General features: G+C 72.4%; 16 protein-coding genes. 8 read left to right on the top strand and 8 right to left on the bottom strand.

Going from position 1 to position 18,728, the window contains the following annotated elements:
- Positions 1-55: 55 nt before the first annotated feature.
- The gene (locus FBZ33_RS08890; protein ID WP_141912519.1) at positions 56-1,096 is read right to left on the bottom strand and encodes an App1 family protein; all 1,041 of its coding nucleotides are present in this window, start codon (positions 1,094-1,096) and stop codon (positions 56-58) included.
- Between the two features lie 121 nt (positions 1,097-1,217).
- Here FBZ33_RS08890 and FBZ33_RS08885 point away from each other — a divergent pair, with 121 nt between their 5' ends.
- The 4 genes from FBZ33_RS08885 (at position 1,218) to FBZ33_RS08870 (ending at position 5,558) form a co-directional block, all read left to right on the top strand.
- Positions 1,218-2,837 carry a hypothetical protein gene (locus FBZ33_RS08885; RefSeq protein ID WP_141908677.1) on the top strand — a complete coding sequence of 540 codons (1,620 nt, stop codon included), beginning with the start codon at positions 1,218-1,220 and terminating at the stop codon, positions 2,835-2,837.
- Positions 2,838-2,900: 63 nt separating this feature from the next.
- Entirely contained in the window at positions 2,901-3,698 is a 798-nt protein-coding gene (gene yaaA, locus FBZ33_RS08880; protein ID WP_141908676.1) for a peroxide stress protein YaaA, read from the top strand.
- A 107-nt stretch (positions 3,699-3,805) separates the two neighbouring features.
- Entirely contained in the window at positions 3,806-4,516 is a 711-nt protein-coding gene (locus FBZ33_RS08875; protein ID WP_141908675.1) for a hypothetical protein, read from the top strand.
- A 79-nt stretch (positions 4,517-4,595) separates the two neighbouring features.
- Positions 4,596-5,558: a TAXI family TRAP transporter solute-binding subunit gene (locus tag FBZ33_RS08870; RefSeq protein ID WP_255508773.1), complete on the top strand. Its 963-nt coding sequence runs from the start codon at positions 4,596-4,598 to the stop codon at positions 5,556-5,558.
- A gap of 9 nt (positions 5,559-5,567) precedes the next feature.
- On the opposite strand, the gene FBZ33_RS08865 is transcribed toward FBZ33_RS08870, so the two are convergent.
- The 3 genes from FBZ33_RS08865 to FBZ33_RS08855 form a co-directional block, all read right to left on the bottom strand.
- Positions 5,568-7,004: a HAMP domain-containing sensor histidine kinase gene (locus FBZ33_RS08865; RefSeq protein ID WP_141908673.1), complete on the bottom strand. Its 1,437-nt coding sequence runs from the start codon at positions 7,002-7,004 to the stop codon at positions 5,568-5,570.
- A gap of 9 nt (positions 7,005-7,013) precedes the next feature.
- Entirely contained in the window at positions 7,014-7,670 is a 657-nt protein-coding gene (locus tag FBZ33_RS08860; RefSeq protein ID WP_099851951.1) for a response regulator transcription factor, read from the bottom strand.
- An 86-nt stretch (positions 7,671-7,756) separates the two neighbouring features.
- On the bottom strand, positions 7,757-8,068 hold the full coding sequence (locus FBZ33_RS08855; RefSeq protein WP_088947217.1) for a hypothetical protein: 312 nt from the start codon (positions 8,066-8,068) through the stop codon (positions 7,757-7,759).
- A gap of 114 nt (positions 8,069-8,182) precedes the next feature.
- Between FBZ33_RS08855 and FBZ33_RS08850 the strand changes: the two genes are divergently transcribed.
- Positions 8,183-8,521, top strand: coding sequence for a DUF952 domain-containing protein (locus FBZ33_RS08850; RefSeq protein ID WP_141908672.1), 339 nt, complete (start codon positions 8,183-8,185; stop codon positions 8,519-8,521).
- A 162-nt stretch (positions 8,522-8,683) separates the two neighbouring features.
- On the top strand, positions 8,684-9,226 hold the full coding sequence (locus FBZ33_RS08845; RefSeq protein ID WP_088947215.1) for an acyltransferase: 543 nt from the start codon (positions 8,684-8,686) through the stop codon (positions 9,224-9,226).
- A gap of 53 nt (positions 9,227-9,279) precedes the next feature.
- Here FBZ33_RS08845 and FBZ33_RS08840 read toward each other — a convergent pair whose 3' ends face one another.
- From FBZ33_RS08840 to FBZ33_RS08825, 4 genes are all read right to left on the bottom strand, one after another.
- Positions 9,280-11,025 carry a CDP-glycerol glycerophosphotransferase family protein gene (locus tag FBZ33_RS08840; RefSeq protein ID WP_141908671.1) on the bottom strand — a complete coding sequence of 582 codons (1,746 nt, stop codon included), beginning with the start codon at positions 11,023-11,025 and terminating at the stop codon, positions 9,280-9,282.
- A gap of 199 nt (positions 11,026-11,224) precedes the next feature.
- A complete protein-coding gene (locus tag FBZ33_RS08835) occupies positions 11,225-12,508 on the bottom strand; it encodes a nucleotide sugar dehydrogenase (protein WP_141908670.1) in 1,284 nt (427 codons plus the stop codon).
- Positions 12,509-12,512: 4 nt separating this feature from the next.
- Positions 12,513-14,081 (bottom strand): glycosyltransferase, encoded by a 1,569-nt coding sequence (locus FBZ33_RS08830; RefSeq protein ID WP_141908669.1) that lies wholly within the window; start codon positions 14,079-14,081, stop codon positions 12,513-12,515.
- Positions 14,078-15,649 (bottom strand): glycosyltransferase family 4 protein, encoded by a 1,572-nt coding sequence (locus FBZ33_RS08825; protein ID WP_099857247.1) that lies wholly within the window; start codon positions 15,647-15,649, stop codon positions 14,078-14,080. Before FBZ33_RS08825 ends, FBZ33_RS08830 begins: the two co-directional genes overlap by 4 nt.
- A 293-nt stretch (positions 15,650-15,942) precedes the next feature.
- On the opposite strand from FBZ33_RS08825, the gene FBZ33_RS08820 reads away from it, so the two are divergent.
- Together FBZ33_RS08820 and wecB are read left to right on the top strand one after the other, a co-directional pair.
- Positions 15,943-17,127 (top strand): hypothetical protein, encoded by a 1,185-nt coding sequence (locus tag FBZ33_RS08820; protein ID WP_141908668.1) that lies wholly within the window; start codon positions 15,943-15,945, stop codon positions 17,125-17,127.
- Positions 17,128-17,610: 483 nt separating this feature from the next.
- A complete protein-coding gene (gene wecB, locus FBZ33_RS08815; RefSeq protein WP_141908667.1) occupies positions 17,611-18,696 on the top strand; it encodes a non-hydrolyzing UDP-N-acetylglucosamine 2-epimerase in 1,086 nt (361 codons plus the stop codon).
- Positions 18,697-18,728: the final 32 nt, after the last annotated feature.

Below are 18,728 nucleotides of genomic sequence, written 5' to 3'. Positions count from 1 at the left end.
TTCAACGTTGCCCGACTGTTGTGCAAGTAATCTTCACGACGGCGAGGTCGGGCGGTCAGACCAGCCCGGCGTCGCGCAACAGCTTCCACAGCCCCGCGCCGTCGGGTGCGGAAAGCCACTTCTGCCCCACCGGTCCCGCCGACGACGAGCCGGCCGGTGCAGGCAGGCTACCGGCCAGCACCGACTGCGTCGGCGAGAGCCGACGGATCGCCACCCCGGCGACGTTCTCCGGGTGGGCGGCGGCGAACTCGCGGTAGATCTCCTGGTCGTGCTGCCCGTCGTCGCCGACCAGCAGCCACTTCACGTCAGGAAACTCCTTGGCCATCCGGGCCAGGGTGACCCGCTTGTGCTCCCGCCCGCTGCGGAACCACCGGTCGGCGGTCGGCCCCCAGTCCGTCAACAGCAGCGGCCCGGCCGGGTAGAGGTGCCGGGACAGGAACCGGGTCAGAGTCGGTGCCACGTTCCACGCGCCCGTCGAGAGGTAGAAGACAGGGGCGCCGGGGTGTCCGGTGACGAGCCGCTCGTAGAGCACGGCCATGCCGGGCACGGCGTTACGAGCGTGCTCATCGAGCACGAACGTGTTCCACGCGGCGAGCAGCGGTCGGGGCAGCGCGGTCACCATCACCGTGTCGTCGATGTCGGAGATGATGCCGAACTTGACCTCCGGGTCGAGGATGCGCACCGGCGCGTCGACCGGCTCGGCGTCCGGCACGCTGAGCCGGACGGTGCCCCAGCCAGGTGGCAGGTCGGCCTCGACCAGGGTGTCGACGAAGCCGCTGCGGTCGGCCTGCGTCTCGTGCCGCACCCCGCCGGCCTCGATGGTCACTGTGACGTGCTTGTTGGGCAGAGTGGTGAAGCTGCGCCAGCCGCGGACCTTGTCCAGCCGACCCCGCTGGCGGGTGTCCGGACGGCCCAGCAGGACCCGGCACATCACCCGCACCCAGCCCGGCGCGCCATAGCCGGTGTACGCGACGATGTTGACCCGCCACCCTGTGCGCCGCAGCCGACGCTGGACGAGCTCGTGGACGGCGTCCTCGATCCGCGCAGCTCGGTGCAGGTTCGGAACGGCCAACTGGCCGGCGGGAGTGGGTGGCACCCGCCAACCCTGCCACACGTCGTCAGCCACGGCCACGTGAGCCGTGCCGGCTGCGCCGATCCACCCCGGCGACCCCGCCGAACGTGAAACACTCCGTCCGGACGGCGACGGGGGCGTGGTCGTGTCAGATCTGGAGCAGCACCGTGGGCGATGGCGCCCGCGACTCGACCGGCCGGCGCTCGTCGCGCTGCTGTTCGGGCTGGCCGGTGTCGTCTACCGGCTGGTCCTGACCCTGTTCACGGTGCCGGTGTCGAACAGCGACGAGGCAACCTTTGGTCTCGCCGCGCTGCACATCGGGCAGGGCCGGGAACGCCCGGTCTTCCTCTACGGCCAGCACTACATGGGGATGCTGGAGTCGTACCTGGCCGCTCCCCTGCTGGCGGTGGCCGGGCCGAGCTGGCCGGTGCTGCGGCTGCCGATGCTCGCGCTGTACGCGCTGTTCCTCTACCTGATCCACCGGCTGACCCGCCGGCTGTGCACACCCTGGTTCGCCACCTTCGTCGTGGGCCTGCTCGCACTCGGCGGGGAGAGGGTGGTGCGCGACCAGATCACGGTGGTCGGTGGCCGGCCCGAGGTGAAGCCGGCGGTGCTGCTGATGCTGCTGATCACCGTGGGGTTGGCCGCCGGCACGGTTCGCCGCCGACGGCTCGCGGTCGCGGTGTTCGGCCTGCTCGTCGGGTTGGCCGTCTGGTCGGACTGGCTGATCCTGCCGTACCTGGCGGTGGCCGGGCTCGCCCTGGTGTGGGCGGTGCGGCGGGAACTGCTGGGCTGGTCCGGCCTGCTGCTGGTGGTGGGGGCCGTCGTCGGGGTGGCGCCGATGATTCTCGACAACCTGCGGGCCGGGCCCGGTGAGGACTCGCTGTCGGTGTTCCGCGAGGTCAGCACCAAGGCCGGGCCGACGCCGCCGTGGTCGGACCGGATCCGGGGCGGCCTGCTGGAGGGGGTGCCGCTGGCGCACGGGCTCTGCCCGGTGGGCGGCTGCGGCCGGTGGCAACAGTGGTTCGGCGTGTTGTATCCGGTGCTGCTGGTGGTCGGTGCGGTGCTCGCGGTGCTCGCGTACCGTCGCGCGGCTGCGGCACCGCGCGGGGAGCGGGTCGGGCCCGTCGTGCAGCTCGCGCTGGTCGCCGGTGCCGCGTTGACCCTGCTGTCGTACGTGCGCAGCCCGCTCGCCGCGACCAGCCCGCTGGACAACGCCCGGTACCTGTCGGTGCTGCAACTGTCGCTGCCGGCGGTGCTCTGGCCGCTGTGGGTGGCGGCGGTGGCCTGCTGGCGGGGCACGGTCGGGGCGCTCGGCCGGCTCACCGGCGCGCTGTCCACAGCCGTGCTGGCCGCGCTGACCGCGACCACGGTGGTGATCACCGTGCTCTTCGCGGCCACCGGCACCGGCGCCTCGCGGACCGAGGAGCGCGGGGCCCGGGAGTTGGCCGCCGCGCTGCGCGCTGACGGACCCCACGAGGTGTACGGGGACTACTGGACCTGCAACCGGTTGATCTTCAACACGGATGAGACGGTGGTCTGCGGGGTGCTCGACGGCGACCTGTCCCCCGGGCAGAACCGCTACCGGCCGTACTGGCGGCAGGTCGGGCGGGCCGAACGACCGGGGTACGTGGTGGAGGTCGACTCGCCGATGGATCGGCGGCTGCGCCGGCTGCTCGCCGACCGTGCCGACACCGCACTCGTGCGCGAGGTCGGCGGCTATCGCGTGTACCACCCCGACACCCCGGTACGACCCTGGCGGTAGCGACGGGTCGTACGCTGGCCGGGCCGGCGCGTGGGCGCCGCGTTGCGCCCGTCGAGGAGAACCATGCTCATCCTGCTGCCGCCCTCGGAGGGGAAGGCCGACGCCGGCACCGGGCGGCGCTGGGCCCCGGACCGGGTCTCGTTGCCCGAGCTGAACCCGGCCCGTGAGCGGGTGCTGGACGCCCTGGTGGCGCTCTGCGCCGGACCGGACGAGGAGGCCGCGCGGGCCGCGCTCGGCCTCAGCGACGGCCAACGGGGCGAGCTGCGGCGCAACGCCCGGCTGCGGGAGGCGGCCACCGCGCCCGCCGAGCGGCTCTACACCGGGGTGCTCTACGAGGCGTTGGACCTGGCCTCGCTGCCGGTTGCGGCGCAGCGGGCGGCCCGCCGGTCGATCATGATCAGTTCCGGGCTGTGGGGCGCGGTCCGGCTGGCCGACCGGATCCCCCCGTACCGCTGCCCCATCGGCGCTCGCCTGCCGGGCGTCGGGGCGTTGTCCGCGTACTGGCGTCGGGAGCTGACGCCGGTGCTGGACGCCGCCGCCGGTAAGGGCCCGGTGCTGGACCTGCGCTCCGGCGCGTACGCGGCCACCTGGACGCCGCGCGGGGCGCTGGCCGAGCGGACCGTCACCGTGCGGGTGCTGCACGAGCGGGAGGTGGACGGCGTACCGGTCCGGTCGGTGGTGAGCCACTTCAACAAGGCGACCAAGGGGCGGCTGGTCCGCGACCTGCTCGTCGCCGGCGCCCGACCGCGCACCGCCGACGAGCTGGTCGGCACGCTGGGCGAGCTGAAGCACACCGTCGTGGAGCAGACCACCGCGCCCGGCCGGGTACGGCAGGTCGATCTGGTGGTCACCGACCTCTAGCAGTTCCGGCAGCCGCAAGATTTGCTCAAGGCTGGGCCGGAGGAGTTCCGTAACGGCGACGCAGGGACCACGGTAGGGGAACCCAGACTCCGGCAAGGGAGCCTTCGTTGACCCTCGAACCCGCCCTGCTCGACCGACCCCGGTCCCCGGCGCCGTCCTCTCCGTTGGACTGGCTGACCCTGGGCGACGCGTTCGAGGCTGCCTGCCTGCTGCGCTGCACACCGCCGCCGACCGCCGCCCGGCCGAGCGCGGCACGCCTGGCGCACGCGCCCGGGGTGGAGTTCAACCGGGAGGACGCCGCACAACGCACCCGGCAACTGCTCGCCCGGCTGGACATCCCGGTGACCCACGAGGTCGTCGTGGGCGGTCTGCGCCGCCGCTACGAGCTGCACCGGCTCTGGGTGCCGCAGGAGCACCGGGAGGCGTACACCCGGGTGTTGGACGCAGGCTGGTGGCAGGGGCGGCGTGAGCTGCTCGGCGGGCCGCTGCCCGGTGCCTCGCCGGCCCGCCGGCGGTTGGTGAGCCGGCTCGCGGCGGCGGCCTGGCGCTCGGCGCTGCTGGCCGCCGGGCGGCACGTCCGCCGGCACATCCTCGGCGTGCGACTCACCGACCGGGAGCTGGCCGCGGTGCTGATCCGCAGCGCTGCCGTGCTCGACGTGCCGGCCCGGCTGCGCCCCGGCACCGGTTGCTTCCTGGTCAGCGTCGCCGACGGCCCGGACCGGGCGCGGATCCTGAGCAGCGCGGCGTTGGAACCAGCGCGCGGGGCGGTGGCGACCCGGAGCGGGGTCGCGACGCCGACACGCAGCCCGGCCTGCTGATCGAGGTTCGGCCACACCCGCCCGGCGCGGCACGGCAGTGGGGTTGCGCGCGCCCGGGCGACGGCGCACAGTGCACCGCGTGAGTCGTACCTCGTCCCGCCGGCCCGGCCGCCACCGCGCGGGGCCGGCCGCCCTGTTGACGGTGCTGCTGACCGCGACCCTGGCCGCCGCCGGCTGCCGGGACGCGCCAACCGCGCCGACGACGATCCGGATCGCCACCGGCAGCCCCACCGCCGTCTACTACGCGTTCGGGCAGTCCCTGGCCGCCATCCTCAACCGGGAACTGCCCAACGTGCGGGCCAGCGTGGTGATCACCGCCGCCTCGGCGGAGAACGTCCAACTGGTCGGGTCCGGCGCAGCCGAGCTGGGTTTCACCCAGGCCGACGTGCTGCCCACCAGCACGGCGGAAAGCCCCGCGGTCGAGGCCATCGCCCGGGTGTACGACGACCAACTGCACCTGGTCACCACCGGCGGCGGCCCGGTCCGCACGGTCGCCGACCTGCAGGGCCGCCGAGTCTCCGTGGGCGCATCCGGCTCGGGCACCGAGATCACCGCGACCCGGCTGCTGGAGGTCGCCCGCCTGGGTGGTGACGAGGTGCGCAGGGAACGGCTCGGGCTGGACGAATCGGTGGCGGCACTGCGGTCCGGCCGGATCGACGCGTTCTTCTTCTCCGGCGGGTTGCCGGTGCGGGGCATCGAGGAGCTGGCCTGGCGCAGCGCCACCCGGATCGTCGACCTCAGCGAATGGACCGAGCCGCTGCGTTCCCGCTACGGGCAGGTCTACGTCTCCCGGGACATCCCCCGCTCGGTGTACGGGGTGGACGCGGTGACCACGGTGGCCGACCCGAACTACCTGATCGTGCAGGCCAACCTGCCGGAGCGGTTGGTTCGGGAGGTGACCAGGCTGTTGATGGAGCGCCGGGCCGAACTGGCCGCCGCGCACCCGGCGGCGGGCCGGATGAGCCCCCGCTCGGCGATCGTCACCGCGCCGCTGCCGCTGCACCCCGGGGCCGCCGCCTGGTACCGCGCGGCCAAACCCTGACGGCAGGCGTCACCGCGCCGGGGCGGGCCGCAGGTCGGCGGGCACCTCCTCGTCCGCAGGCTCCACCGACGGGTCGGCTTCCGGCGCCGGGAACCACAGGGCGGCGACCAACCCGCGCGACTCCCCCAGGCGCATGGTGAGCCGCCCGTCGGACGCGTCCACCAACACCGCGGCAATGGTCAGGCCCAGCCCCGCACCGTCCACGTTCTGCGCGTCCGGGGCCCGCCAGAACCGCTCGGTCGCCTGGCCGAGCTGACTCTCGGTCATTCCCGGGCCGGAGTCGCGCACCTCCAGGGCCACCCCGTCGTCGCGGCGGGCCACCGTCACCGTCACCGCCCCGCCAGCCCCGCTGAACTTCACCGCGTTGTCGATCAGCGCGTCCAGCGCCTGGTCGACGGCGGTCGGCACCGTCCGGGCGTACGCCGGGGCGTCGGTGGTGGCCAACCGCAACGCGACCGAACGGTGCCGGGCCAGCGGCGCCCACGCGGTAACGCGAGACGCGGCCACCGCGGCGGCGTCCACGGTGACCCGCTCGTTCTCCTCCCGTTCGGCCCGGGCGAGGGTGAGCAGCGCGTCGAGCACCAACGCCAGCCGGTCGGTCTCCTCCAGTGCCAACTGGTGCTCGGACCGGCCGTCCGGGTCGGTGAGGCTGGGGCCCAGCTCCTCCACCCGCAGCCGCAGCGCGGTGAGCGGGTTGCGCAGTTGGTGGCTGGCGTGCGCAACGAAGGCACGCTGCCGGTCCATCACGTCGGAGACCACGTCGGCCATGTGGTTGAAGCTGGCCGCGAGACGGCGTAGCTCCGGCGGGCCCAGACGGTGCTGCACCCGGGCGCCCCGGTCGCCCTCGGCGATCTCGTGGGTGACCGCGTCCAGCTCGGTGACCGGGCGCAGCACCCAACCGGCCAACCCGAACGCGGTGAGCACGCAGGCCAGCACGACGAGCAGACCAGCCAGGGCAAGCAGCAACCACCACGAGGTGACAGCTCGGCGGATCGGGCCGGACGGGGTCACGATCACCACCGCGCCGAGCACCTCACCGCCGTCGTTGATCGGCACCGCCACCGCCACCGGGTCGGTCGTCCAGGGCCAGACCGACTCGGGCGCGCTGGTCTGCTGCCCGGACAGGGCGATGTCCAGGACCGTCGCGGTCACCGGGCCGGGCCGGTACCTCGGCGACGAGACCGGGGTGCTGCGGTCCCGGTCGACGATCGCGGCGCCGATCGCGTACAGGTTGTCGTAACTGGTCAGCTCCGACTCGATCGGGCCCGGCCCGCCGTCGCGTAACGCCGGCCCGGCCAGTGAGGCGAACCGGGTGGCGTCGGCGAGCCGGTCGGCGCGGACCCGCTCCGTCTCGCGGCTGGCCATGGTCGCGGCCAGCGGTGTCTCCAACGCGATGAGGACCAGCACCATCAGCAGCAGATAGCTGATCACCAGACGGCGGCGCACGTCAGCCCCTCACGCGTCGCGCAGTCGGTAACCGACACCGCGCACGGTCTCCACCAGACGGGCATCACCGAGCTTGCCGCGCAACGACCCCACGTGCACCTCGACCGTGTGCCGGTCAGCCCAGGTGGTGCCCCAGGCGTCGAGCAGGATCCGATCGCGCGGCACCGCCACGCCGGGCTGGCGGGCCAGCGAGAGCAGCACGTCGAACTCCTTGCGGGTCAACGTGACGTCGCGGCCGTCCACGGTCACCGTTCGGGCGGGCACGTCGATGCGCACCGACCCGGCCTCGATGAGGTGCCGCTGCGGCGCGGCGTTCGCGGCCCGGCGCAGCACCGCCTCGATCCGTGCCTGCAACTCCACCATCGAGAACGGCTTGACGACGTAGTCGTCCGCGCCGAGGCGCAGCCCCAGCACCCGATCGCGTTCCTCACCCCGCGCGGTCACCGCGATGATGCCGAGCTGACTGCTGCGCCGACGCAGCTCCCGGCACAGGTCGGTGCCGTCCCCGTCGGGCAGGGTCAGGTCGAGCAGCACCAGGTCGCACGGGGCGGCGGAGAGGGCGGCGGCGACGGTGCCCGCGTGCTCGACCTCGTATCCGCGGCGCGTCAGGGCGGAGGAGAGCGCAGCGGCGACCCGGCGGTCGTCCTCCACCAGCAGGATCCGCACCCGTGCCCCCGTCCGTCGCAGCGCCGTTCTGCGAATGGTGGCAGAAGCGTGCGCGGAACGGGAGGCCGGATACCGCGATGTGCGAGCTAGAGGCCGAAGACGTCGTCGGCGGTGGCGTCCCGGACGCCGTCGGTGAAGCCGCGAAAGCCCGGGTCCTCGTGACTGGCCGGCACGCTGGTGACGTTGACGCCGCTGGCCTGGGTCACCGCGTCGACCAGGGGCGGGTAGTCGATCTCGGCATCCTGGAAGGCGTCGTCGTCCGCCTCGGCTAGGTTGATCACGTGCTGGACGTCGTCGGACGGAGTGTCCGGATCCTCGGCCCACTCGCCGCCCGCCCGGTAGCACTCGTCGTACAGCGCGCGCTGGCTGTCGGTCCAGTCGTCGTCGTAGCTCTGCATTGCCCATCCCCTCCGCGGCCCTTGACCTGAGCATGCCCGGCGGGGGGCAACGGGCGCGGCGGTACCGGCGAAAACCGGGCCAGCACCCCGACGGCACCCCCGTAGGCTGCCGAGGTGATCTACAAACTGCTGTCGAACACGGAATGGGACGATGCCCTCGCCGCCGGCGCCTTCTCCGGCTCCGCCGTGGACCGGAAGGACGGGTTCATCCACCTCTCCGGCGCGGACCAGGTGGTGGAGACGGCGCGGCGGCACTTCGCCGGCGCGACCGGGTTGACCCTGCTCAGCGTGGCCGAAGAGCGGTTGGGCGACACGCTGCGCTGGGAGCCGTCGCGCGGCGGGCAGCTCTTCCCACATGTGTACGGTCCGCTGCCGGTCGCGGCGGTGGTGGCGGCGCAGGCGTTGCCGGCGGACACCCCGGCCGCCGAGGCGGTGGCGGCGCTGCTCGGCTGAGCGGTCGATATGCTACGCCGAGTCCCGCGCCCCCACGACACGCTCCGTGCCCGGGGCAGCGTGGCAGCCCCGATCCGCGCGCCCGGTGCCCGGTCTCCGGCCCGAGGCGGCGCGGGTCACCGACGGCGCCCGGCGCGCCCTGCGACCCATGCGAGTTGAAGGATGACTGACAGCACCTCACCGACCCCCTCGGTCTTCGTCCACCCCACCGCCGACGTCGAGGACGGCGCCCAGGTCGGCGACGGCACCAAGGTCTGGCACCTGGCCCACATCCGATCGTCGGCCCAGGTGGGCGCGGGCTGCGTGATCGGGCGCAACGTGTATGTCGACGCCACCGTGACGGTCGGCGACCGCGTGAAGATCCAGAACAACGTCTCCGTCTACCAGGGTGTGACGCTGGAGGACGAGGTCTTCGTCGGCCCGTGTGCGGTCTTCACCAACGACTTCCGGCCGAGGGCGCAGAATCCGGACTGGACGATCACGCCGACCCTGGTCCGGCGGGGCGCCTCGATCGGCGCGAACGCCACACTGGTCTGCGGCATCGAGGTCGGCGAGTACGCGATGATCGCCGCTGGCTCGGTCGTCACTCGAGACGTGGCGCCGTACCAGCTGGTGGCTGGCAACCCGGCCCGGCCGAAGGGCTGGGTCGACGAGAAGGGCGAGGTCGTCTCCCGGGACGTGGCGAACCCGCCGCGTCGGGATTGACCGTCACCGGTTGCCGGTGAGCGGATCGCCGCTCACCGGCAACCGGGCGCAGTTCAGGCGCAGAGACGCTCGATCTCCGCGCGGAAACGATCCATCGGGTTCGGCTCGTCCGGGCCGAGCAGGTACTCCTTCAGCTCACGCCGAGCTGCGGTCATCGGGTCGTCGCCAGCTTGGGCGAGGTCGAGGATCTTCCCCAGCTCCCCGCAGTCGGCGGAGAGCAGGTACGCCGCCCGGGACGTGGGGTACGAGCTACGGAATTCGTCCTCCGGCAGGCTCGCCGGGTTGGCCACCACGTACGGCCGTTGGCTCTGCACGAAGTCGGAGACCACACTGGACACGTCGCTGATCAGCAGGTCGGTGACGTTGAAGCAGTCGAACAGGGCCGGCACCCGGCCGGTGACGACCAGGTGGGCGTCGCCGTCCAGCGAGTTCACGTCCACCTCGCCGCCAGCGGCCCGGATCAGGTTGATGATCCGGTCGTTGGCCGCCCGGGCCTTGTTCCAGCGGGTGCCGGTCAGCGGGTGCGGCTTGTAGATCAGGCGCACGTTCGCGGCGAGCACGCCCGACACGATCCGCTCCCCCATCGCCACCAGCGACGTGTGGTGCGGGTCGTCGTCCAGCCACCCCTCCCAGGTGGGGGCGTACAGCACGGTGAACCGACGGTCGGTCGGGCCGGAGCCGAAGGTCGGCACCCCGGACAACTGCGGCCGGCCCACCTCGACGATGTCCTGGTCGAGCACGCCCACCCCGGCCTGCGCGTACCGCTCCCGCCCGGCTCGACCGGCCACCCACACCTCGTCGTACACCTTGCTGTAGGGATTGACGCTGGCCTGCTTGTCGCTGTCGCCGTGCCCGACGAAGACGTGTCGGACGCCCGGCTCGCGGATCATGTGGATGTTGGCGCCCACGTTCGCCGCGTAGAGCGCCACCCGGACGGGGCTGAAGTCGAGGTTCATGAAGTCGACCCCGGCGGGCACGCAGATCACCGGCAGCCGGGTGTCGGCCAGCGCCTCGAAGGCGTCCTCGGCGCGCAGCAGCACGACCGCGCGGCGGCCCGCCGCCTCCACCGGGGCGAGCCACATGTTGGCCTGGTAGACGTCCTTGCCGGGGCCGGCGAAGTAGAGCGCCACCTCCGGACGCTCCCGGGCCAGCCAGTCGTTCACGGCGGGCAGCACCCCGGGGGTACGGCCGCGCCCACGCAGCAGGGTGAAAGCCAGCACGGCCGCGGCGACGAGCCCGATGGCCAGGGTGACCAGACCGGTCACCAGCACGGGCGTGGTCCGGTCGACCAACGCGGCCGCCACGGCCGCCGGCGGCAGCAGGAAGTTGAGCACCGGCATCCGCAGGCCCACGACGCGTTCGGCCCAGGCCGGCGGGATCGGCACCCGGCGTACCGCGCCGAAATCGATGTTGCGGGTGAACGCCGGCGTCGCGGCCCGGCCCTCGACGACCCGGTTCAACGCTGTGGTGCCGACGGCCACGGCCCAGAGCGCGGCCGGCAGCAGCATGATCCCGATCGTGGCGGCCACCCCGGGGCGGACGGTGCTGACGATCAGCAGGATTACCGAGAGGTCGCGGACGAGCCACCGCCAGACCGGCTCGATACCGGCCTTCTCCAGCAGCACGGCTGTGGCGGCGAACCGGTTGGCGAGGGCGAACTCACCCGCTGTCGCGATTAACGCGGCGACCACGAACGGAATCACCCAGCCCAGGACGCCGGCCAGAACCATGATCCCGTAGCCCAGCAGGGTCACGCCGGCGACGGCGACACCCTGTTGGCTCCGTATTCTGCTGAACAACGACACACTCCCTGTCTGCTCGCCGGTGTTGGCGCGTTCGATACCGGCCGCCGCGACCTTTAACGGGGCAAGTAACACAAGTATCGCCGGGGTGTCTCGTGGGTGAACGGGCAGGAGAGGCGACTCACAGCGTCGTGCGCGGGGACGCACAACGGGCCCCGGCCGCGGAACGGACGGGGCCCGGAGCGGACGGGTGGGATCAGCCGCCGATGACCACCCGGCGGATGCCGGCCCAGCGGGCCGGATCGGTGACCCGCCGACCGTCCACCAGAACGGTCACGCCCGGCAGGTCGGCCGGGGCGAGGCTGCGGTACTCCGCGTGGTCGGCCTGGATGACCGCGGCACCGAGCGGCTCACCGTCGTACGCCGGCAGGCCGTGCGCCACCAACTCCTCGTTGGTGTACATCGGGTCCGAGACGTACGGCTTGGCGCCCCGCTGGCGCAGCGCCTCGACGGTCGGGAAGACGCCGGAGAAGGCGGTCTCCTTGACCCCACCCCGATAGGCCGCCCCCAGCACCAGCACGCCCACGTCGGTCAGGTCCCCGTACGCGGCGGCGAGCAGGTCGACCGCGTACTCCGGCATGGCCGCGTTGGCCTCGCGGGCCGAGCGGACGACGGTGGCGGCCGGGTCGTTCCAGAGGTACATCCGCGGGTAGATCGGGATGCAGTGCCCACCGACGGCGATGCCCGGCGAGTGGATGTGGCTGTACGGCTGGGTGTTGCACGCCTCGATGACCTTGGTGACGTCGACGCCCACGGTGTCGGCGAAGCGGGCGAACTGGTTCGCCAGGCCGATGTTGACGTCCCGGTAGGTCGTCTCGGCCAGCTTGGCCAGCTCGGACGCCTCGGCCGAACCAAGGTCCCACACGCCGTTGGGCCGGTCCAGGTCGGGCCGCTCGTCGAAGTCGAGGACCGCCTCGTAGAAGCGCACGCCGTGCGCGGCGGACGCCTCGTCGATGCCACCGACCAGCTTCGGGTAGCGGCGCAGGTCGGCGAAGACCCGCCCGGTGAGCACCCGCTCCGGGCTGAAGACCAGGTGGAAGTCCGTTCCGGCGGTGAGGCCGGAGCCTTCCTGGAGCATCGACGCCCAACGGCTACGGGTGGTGCCGACCGGCAGGGTGGTCTCGTAACTCACCAGGGTGCCCGGCTTGAGGCCGCGGGCGATGGCCCGGGTGGCGTCGTCCATCCAACCGAAGTCCGGTACGCCCTCGGCGTCCACGAAGAGCGGCACCACCACGACGACGGCCTCGGAGTCGGCGACCGCGGCGGCGGTGTCGGTGGTGGCCGACAGCAGCCCGGCGGCCACCACCTCCTTCAGCTTCACGTCCAGGTCGGCCTCGCCGGGGAACGGCACGGCACCATCGTTGACGAGCTGGACGACCCGCTCGGAAACGTCGGCACCGATCACCCGGTGCCCCTTCGAGGCGAACTGCACGGCGAGCGGAAGGCCGATCTTTCCGAGCGCGACGACGCAGATGTTCATGAAACTACTTTCCTCCAGAGGGCCAGATTCGGCGCAGACGGGCAAGGAACCGACCGGTGGTCACCGGCGTGATCGCGACGATCACCTGGCCCTTGTGGTTCGTGGTCGGCGTGACGAGGTGCAACCGGACGCCGTGGCGGGTGAGCAGGCGGGGCGCGCCGACCCGGCGGTCGGTCCGCAACGGCGCGGAACCGACCCCGACCGGGGTGCTCACCTCGGCCCGTACCGTCTCCCGTCCGCCGTTGAGCGGCACGGCCGCGAGCAGCCGGTCCACCGCGAAGACCGTCCGTACGACGGTACCGGGCGCACCGGTGGTGACGGATGTCACGCCGACCACCTCCCCGGCACTGACCCGGAGTGCCTCGGCGGGCAGGTCGGCCAGCTCCGCCCAGCGGCTCTGCGCGGTGACCACCAGGGATCGGGCGCCTGCGGCGTCCCGCCCCCAGGCCAGCCGGGTCGCGGTGAGCATGGCCAGCACCTTCGCGGAGCCGTCGGTCACGTCGTACCACTCGTCCGGGTAGCCGAGCGACTGGTCACGGAAGCCGACATAGTGGGCGTACCAGCGGCCATCCTCGATGCTGATCTCGGGTGGCGTCCGCTCGGCCTGCTGCCGGATCAGCTCACGCAACCGACCCAGCGTGGCGTCGCGGGCGACTACCAGCCGCAGCCGCAGGTCGGGGGCCAACCTTGCCAGGATGTCGTCGGTGAGGTACCCCTCGACCAACTTGCGGATCCGGTCGTGGACGCGCTCCTGGACGTCGGCGCCGAGGTCGAGCAGCTCCGTCTGGAGGAGCTTCGCCACCTCCCAGCTGAAGTGACGCAGCAGGACCGCGTCCCGCCGCGGCCCGGGCTCGATCAGGCCGGCGACGAAGCCGACCAACTCCTCGGCGCAGCGCAGCCGCTCCTCGAAGCGGCTGGCGTAGGTGATGTTCTGCGCGTTGTGCCGCTTGACCGCGTAGTAGTACTCGTAGTCGGCGAGGACGGAGACCTTGTTCGCGCGGACGCAGGCCTCCAGTGTGAACGGCTGGTCGCTGCCCATCGGCATGTCGGTACGAAAGCGCAGCCCGTGCCGTTCGATCAGGTCCCGCCGGAACAGCTTGGTGTTCGACAGCGACCAGGGCAGTGCACTGTCGACGAGATCGACCTGCTCCCGGGTTTCCGCGTAGACGGCCTGGTGCACGTAGCGCTTGTTGGTGCCGACCATTCGCCCGAGCACCACGTCAGAGCCCCACCGGTCGGCGGCGTCCACCAGGCGTTCCAGGGCCTCCGGGCCGAGATGATCGTCGGAGCCGATGAAGAAGACGTACCGGCCGCGGGCGTGGTCCAGGGCGCGGTTGCTTGGCACCGCCGGGCCGCCGGAGTTTGCCTGGCGCAGCACCCGGACCGTATCCGGGTACCGCTTCGCGTAGCGGTCCAGCTCCGCGCCGCTGCGGTCGGTGGAGCCGTCGTCGACCGCGACGACTTCGAGCCGGTCCAGCCCGATGGTCTGCCCGACCAGCGAATCCAGGCAGGCGGTCAGGTACGGCATGGTGTTGTAGACGGCAACCACCACCGTCACGTCGGGTTGGCTCACGCCCCGACCTCCACCACTGTCTGCTCGGCGCCGGTGGAGGTGTCGCGGGCGGACATCGGGCGCGGAGGCGCGGCGGGCAACAGCCGGGAGTAGACGTCGTCCAGCACCTCTGCCTGCGCCTCCCAGGTCCAGCCGGCCAGCAACCCGGGCCGGTCGTACGCGGCACGGTAGCGCGCTGGGTCGGCGAGCACCGCGGTGACCGCCCGGACGAAGTCGGCAACGTCCTCGGCCTCGAACACCTCACCCTGGCCGGTCTCGCGGACAGTCTCCGCCATCGTCCGCACATCGGAGACGACCAGCGGCAGCCGGGCGTGTGAATACTCGAAGAACTTCGTGATCAGGGCGATCTCGTGATTCGGCCAGTGCTGGATCGGGATCACCCCGACCTGCGCGCCGGACAGGAACGGCACCACCTGGTGATGCGGAACGTACGGCAGCAGGTGGACCCGCCCGGCCACCCCGAGCTCCTCGGCGCGGCGGAGGAGGCCCTTGACGTACGCCGACTGGGGCTTGTTGGTCACGAAGGCGACGTGCGCCTCGGGCAGCTGCGGCAGCGCCTCGACCATCACCCCGAGCCCGCGCTTGGCCGCAGCCACCCCGCTGTAGACCAGCAGCGGCGTGACCGGGCCGATCCCGCAGAGCGCCCGGATGTCCGGTACCGGCTCGGCGGAGCCCGCCGGCTGCGTCTCCAGCGTCGGCGCGTTGAGCACCACCGCGGGGCGCTCCGCCAGCCCGTGTTCGCGCTGCAGCAGATCGGCCAGTCCGCCGGAGACGGTCATCGCGGCGTCCGCGTGCGGCACGTACTCCCGCTCGTGCGCGACGTTCCCCGGCAGCCACCGGGCGTTGTCACGCCACGGCTGCACGCCGGGCAGGTATTCGTGGGCGTCCCACACAAGTGCGATCCGCCGGCCCTTGGTGGCAGCACGGATCTTGGCGCGGGCCCCGACGCCGATCATCCGGAAGTCGTTGGCGTGGATGAGGTCCGGTGCCATCTCGTCGACCACCGGGCCGTAGGCCAGCTCGTAGTCCCACAGGCCCGGCTCAAGGCGACGCCACGCGCCGCCGCCGCGCAGCCGCTGCCAGAAGAGCGTGTACGCCCGGTCCCAGGGGCTGGTCAGCTTGCGGCCACGACGGGCGCGGCTCAGCTCCCGGTTGCGCAGCGACACCCAGAGACGGACCAGGGTCGAGAACTTCTCCTCGAACCGCAGCGTCGGCCAGGCCAGCGACGGGACACGACCGCCGTCGCGGGCGGCCAGCGTCAGGGCGGCGCGGCGGACCTGCAGGTCGGCACGCCAGGCCTTCACGGCCTGGGCACGATGGGCGCCGATCCCGCTCGGCGGGTAGGCAAGCGGCGCGCGCAGCAGTGCGCGTCGGAATTCGTGTCGGCGCTTGGCCAGCGGCTCGGGCATCGGGATCAGCCGAACCTCGGCGTCACCGAGGCGCCAGCTCTGCGGCTGCCCCCCGGCCGGCGCACGCCCGAGCAGGACGACGTCCCAGCCGGCGTCGGCGGCGGACCGAGCCGCCTTCTGTACCCGCGAGTCGCCGATGACCCCGTTGTCCACCAGCATGACGACCCGTCCCCGGGTGGACACCGCTGCGGTCGTGCCGTCAGATCCCATTCCTGCCCGTTTCCGTGTCAGCCAGCACCGCGCCCGCGGGACCCGAGCGAGTCTACGACAAGTCAGGCGTCGGACCCGCCCCGCGAGGCGTTCGGTGTCCCCACCGAAGCCAGGTCGGTTGCTAACCTGCATCCTGGTCGAAGACCGGTGACCGCCGTGCCGCGCGGCGGCCATTCCGGGGGTGGCGCCGGATCCCGTCCGCGCCCGACCGATCACCCCGCCTCAGCGTAGACAGGACGAAAATGGACGTGGTGACGACCGGCGAGCGCCGCCCGTCGACAACGGAACCAAGCCCTGCCGAGACGCCGGCACCCCGGGAGGGGGCCGTGCTCCGGATCCGCGCCGCCTTCCAACTGGCCCTGCCGGCCCTGGTCGCGTACGCGGCGACCCGCGTGGTCGGCGGAGTCACGCTCTATATCTGGGCCCGCGCCACCAACCGCAGCCCGGAGAGCCTGCTCACCCGGTTCGACGGCACCTACTACCTGTTGATTGCCCAACACGGCTACGACGGGTACGAAAAGCTGCAGAGCAACATGGCTTTCTTCCCGCTCTACCCCGGCGTTCTGGCTCTGCTGGAACCACTCAGCCCGTTCGACCACCGCAAGACCGCCCTCGTCGTGGCCTGGGCTGCGGCGCTCGCCGCCGCCTGGGGGCTGTTCGCCGTCGGCAACCTGCTGCACAGTCGGCGGGTCGGGATCCTGCTCGCGGCGCTCTGGGGAGTGCTTCCGCACAGCATCGTCGAGTCGATGTCGTACAGCGAAGGCCTGTTCACGGCCCTCGCGGCCTGGACGCTCTACGCGCTGCTGCGCGATCGCTGGCTCACCGCGGGCGTGCTCTGCCTGCTCGCCGGCCTCACCCGTCCCACTGGGTCGTCGCTGATCGCCGTCGTCGGGCTGGCCGCCCTCATCGCCGTCATCAAGCGGCGCCACGGCTGGCGCCCCTGGGTCGCCATGATCCTGGCACCCCTCGGCTGGCTGGGCTACCTGGCCTGGGTCGGCGCGGAGACCGGCCGGCCCGACGGGTGGTTCCACATCCAGGACGCCGGGTGGGGCACCACCTTCGACTTTGGTGTCGACACTCTGCAGGTGGGTCAGACGGTGCTGAGCAAGGCGTCGGCGCTGGAGTTCTACATGGTGACGCTGATAGCGGGCCTGGCGATCCTGCTCTTCGTGCTGAGCGTGCTCGACAGGCAGCCTTGGCAACTGCTGCTCTACAGCGGCCTGCTGCTGATAACCACGCTCGGCGCGGCCGGCTACTACCACTCCAAGGCCCGGTTCCTACTCCCGGCGTTTCCGCTGCTGATCCCGCCAGCGGTGGCGTTGGCCCGGGCCGGCTGGGCCCGCGCGGCCGCCGTGATCACCGCCATGATGATCATGTCCGCCTACTTCGGCGGCTACCTGCTCCTGGTGTGGCGCTCCTCGCCCTAGCCTGACGCGTCCCCGGTCAGACGGTCCGCCCGCGGGCACCGGCACGTCGGTGCCGATGCCGCGCTCGGTGCGGGCCCGGCATCGGACGGCGGCCCCGAGAGACGAGGTATCGGACAAAATCCGCTAGGGTTGGCCGCTGTGTTCCCGCCACCGCCTGCTTCTTCCCGGTGGGCCGACCGGCCCGAGCACGCTGTGTCGTGCGGTCGACACCGGCTTTCGAGGCGGCGAGCGCGTGCGTCGTCGCGCGCTGCGCGAAGCACTACTATTCCAGGTGCCGTCGCCCGCCAGCCGGATACTGCGGCATGGGCGGGCGCAGCCACCGCCGTGGTCGTCCCCGGTGCCCACCCGGGTCCGGCGCCACACAGCTCCATAGCTCGACCGGCCGGGGCACCCCGACCGATCGAGGTGAACGGCGCCGACCCGCGCCCCGGGTGGCAACCGCCCGTTCATCGTCCCCGTCGCAGACCCCCGAGGAGTCAGGTAGTGAAGGTCGTCAGCATCGTCGGCGCCCGTCCGCAGTTGGTGAAGCTGGCACCGATCGCCGCGGCGTTCGCGGCGGAGGGCTGTGAGCATGTGATCGTGCACACCGGCCAGCACTACAACGCGGACCTGTCCGACGTGTTCTTCTCCGGCCTCGGCATCCCCGACCCGGACGTGCACCTGGGCATCGGCTCCGGCAGCCACGGTGTGCAGACGGGCCGGACGCTTGCCGCGCTCGACCCGGTGCTCGCCGCCGAACGGCCGGACTGGGTCCTGGTTTACGGCGATACCAACTCGACCCTGGCCGGCACCCTGTCGGCGGTCAAGCAGCACCTACCGGTAGCCCACCTCGAGGCCGGACTGCGCTCGTTCAACCGCCGGATGCCCGAGGAACACAACCGGGTGCTCACCGACCACTCCGCGGATCTGCTGCTCGCCCCCACCGAGGAGGCGATGCGGCACCTGGCGTCGGAGGGTCTGGCGCCCCGATCGGTCCTGGTCGGGGACGTGATGGTGGACGTCTGCCTGCGGGTCCGGGACGACGTGACGCGCGAGGGTCAGCCCCGGCCGCCGCTGCCCGAAGGGATCGACCCGGAGCAGCCGTACCTGCTGGCCACCCTGCACCGCGCCGAGAACACCGACGACCCGCAGCGGCTCGCCGCGCTGCTCGACGCGCTGGCCGACCTGCCGGTGCCGGTGGCGCTGCTCGCCCACCCGCGGCTGGTGATCCGCGCCGAGGAGCACGGCCTGAAGCTTTCCCGGGGCTCACTGCACGCCGGCCGGCCACTGCCGTACGGCGCCATGGTCGCCGCGGTGCTCGGCTCCGTCGGGGTGGTCACCGACTCGGGTGGCCTGCAGAAGGAGGCCTACCTGCTGGACCGCCCCTGCACGACGCTGCGCACCGAGACGGAGTGGGTGGAGACCCTCGAAGGCGGCTGGAACGCACTGGTCCCCGACCCGCGCGAACTGGGTGCGCAGTGGACGACCACCGCGACCCGCCCGGCCCCGCAAGCCCTGCGCGGCACCCCGTACGGCGACGGCCGGGCCGCCCACCGGGTCGCCGAGACGCTGCGGCGTCACCTGGCATGATGGCGCATCTCCTCCTCACGATCGGGTACCTG

This window comes from Micromonospora sp. A202 (genome assembly GCF_006715105.1).
GTDB classification, from domain to species: Bacteria; Actinomycetota; Actinomycetes; order Mycobacteriales; family Micromonosporaceae; genus Micromonospora; species Micromonospora zamorensis.
The sequence above is the reverse complement of the archived record's forward strand: the minus strand, read 5'-3'. Positions and strand labels throughout refer to the sequence as shown.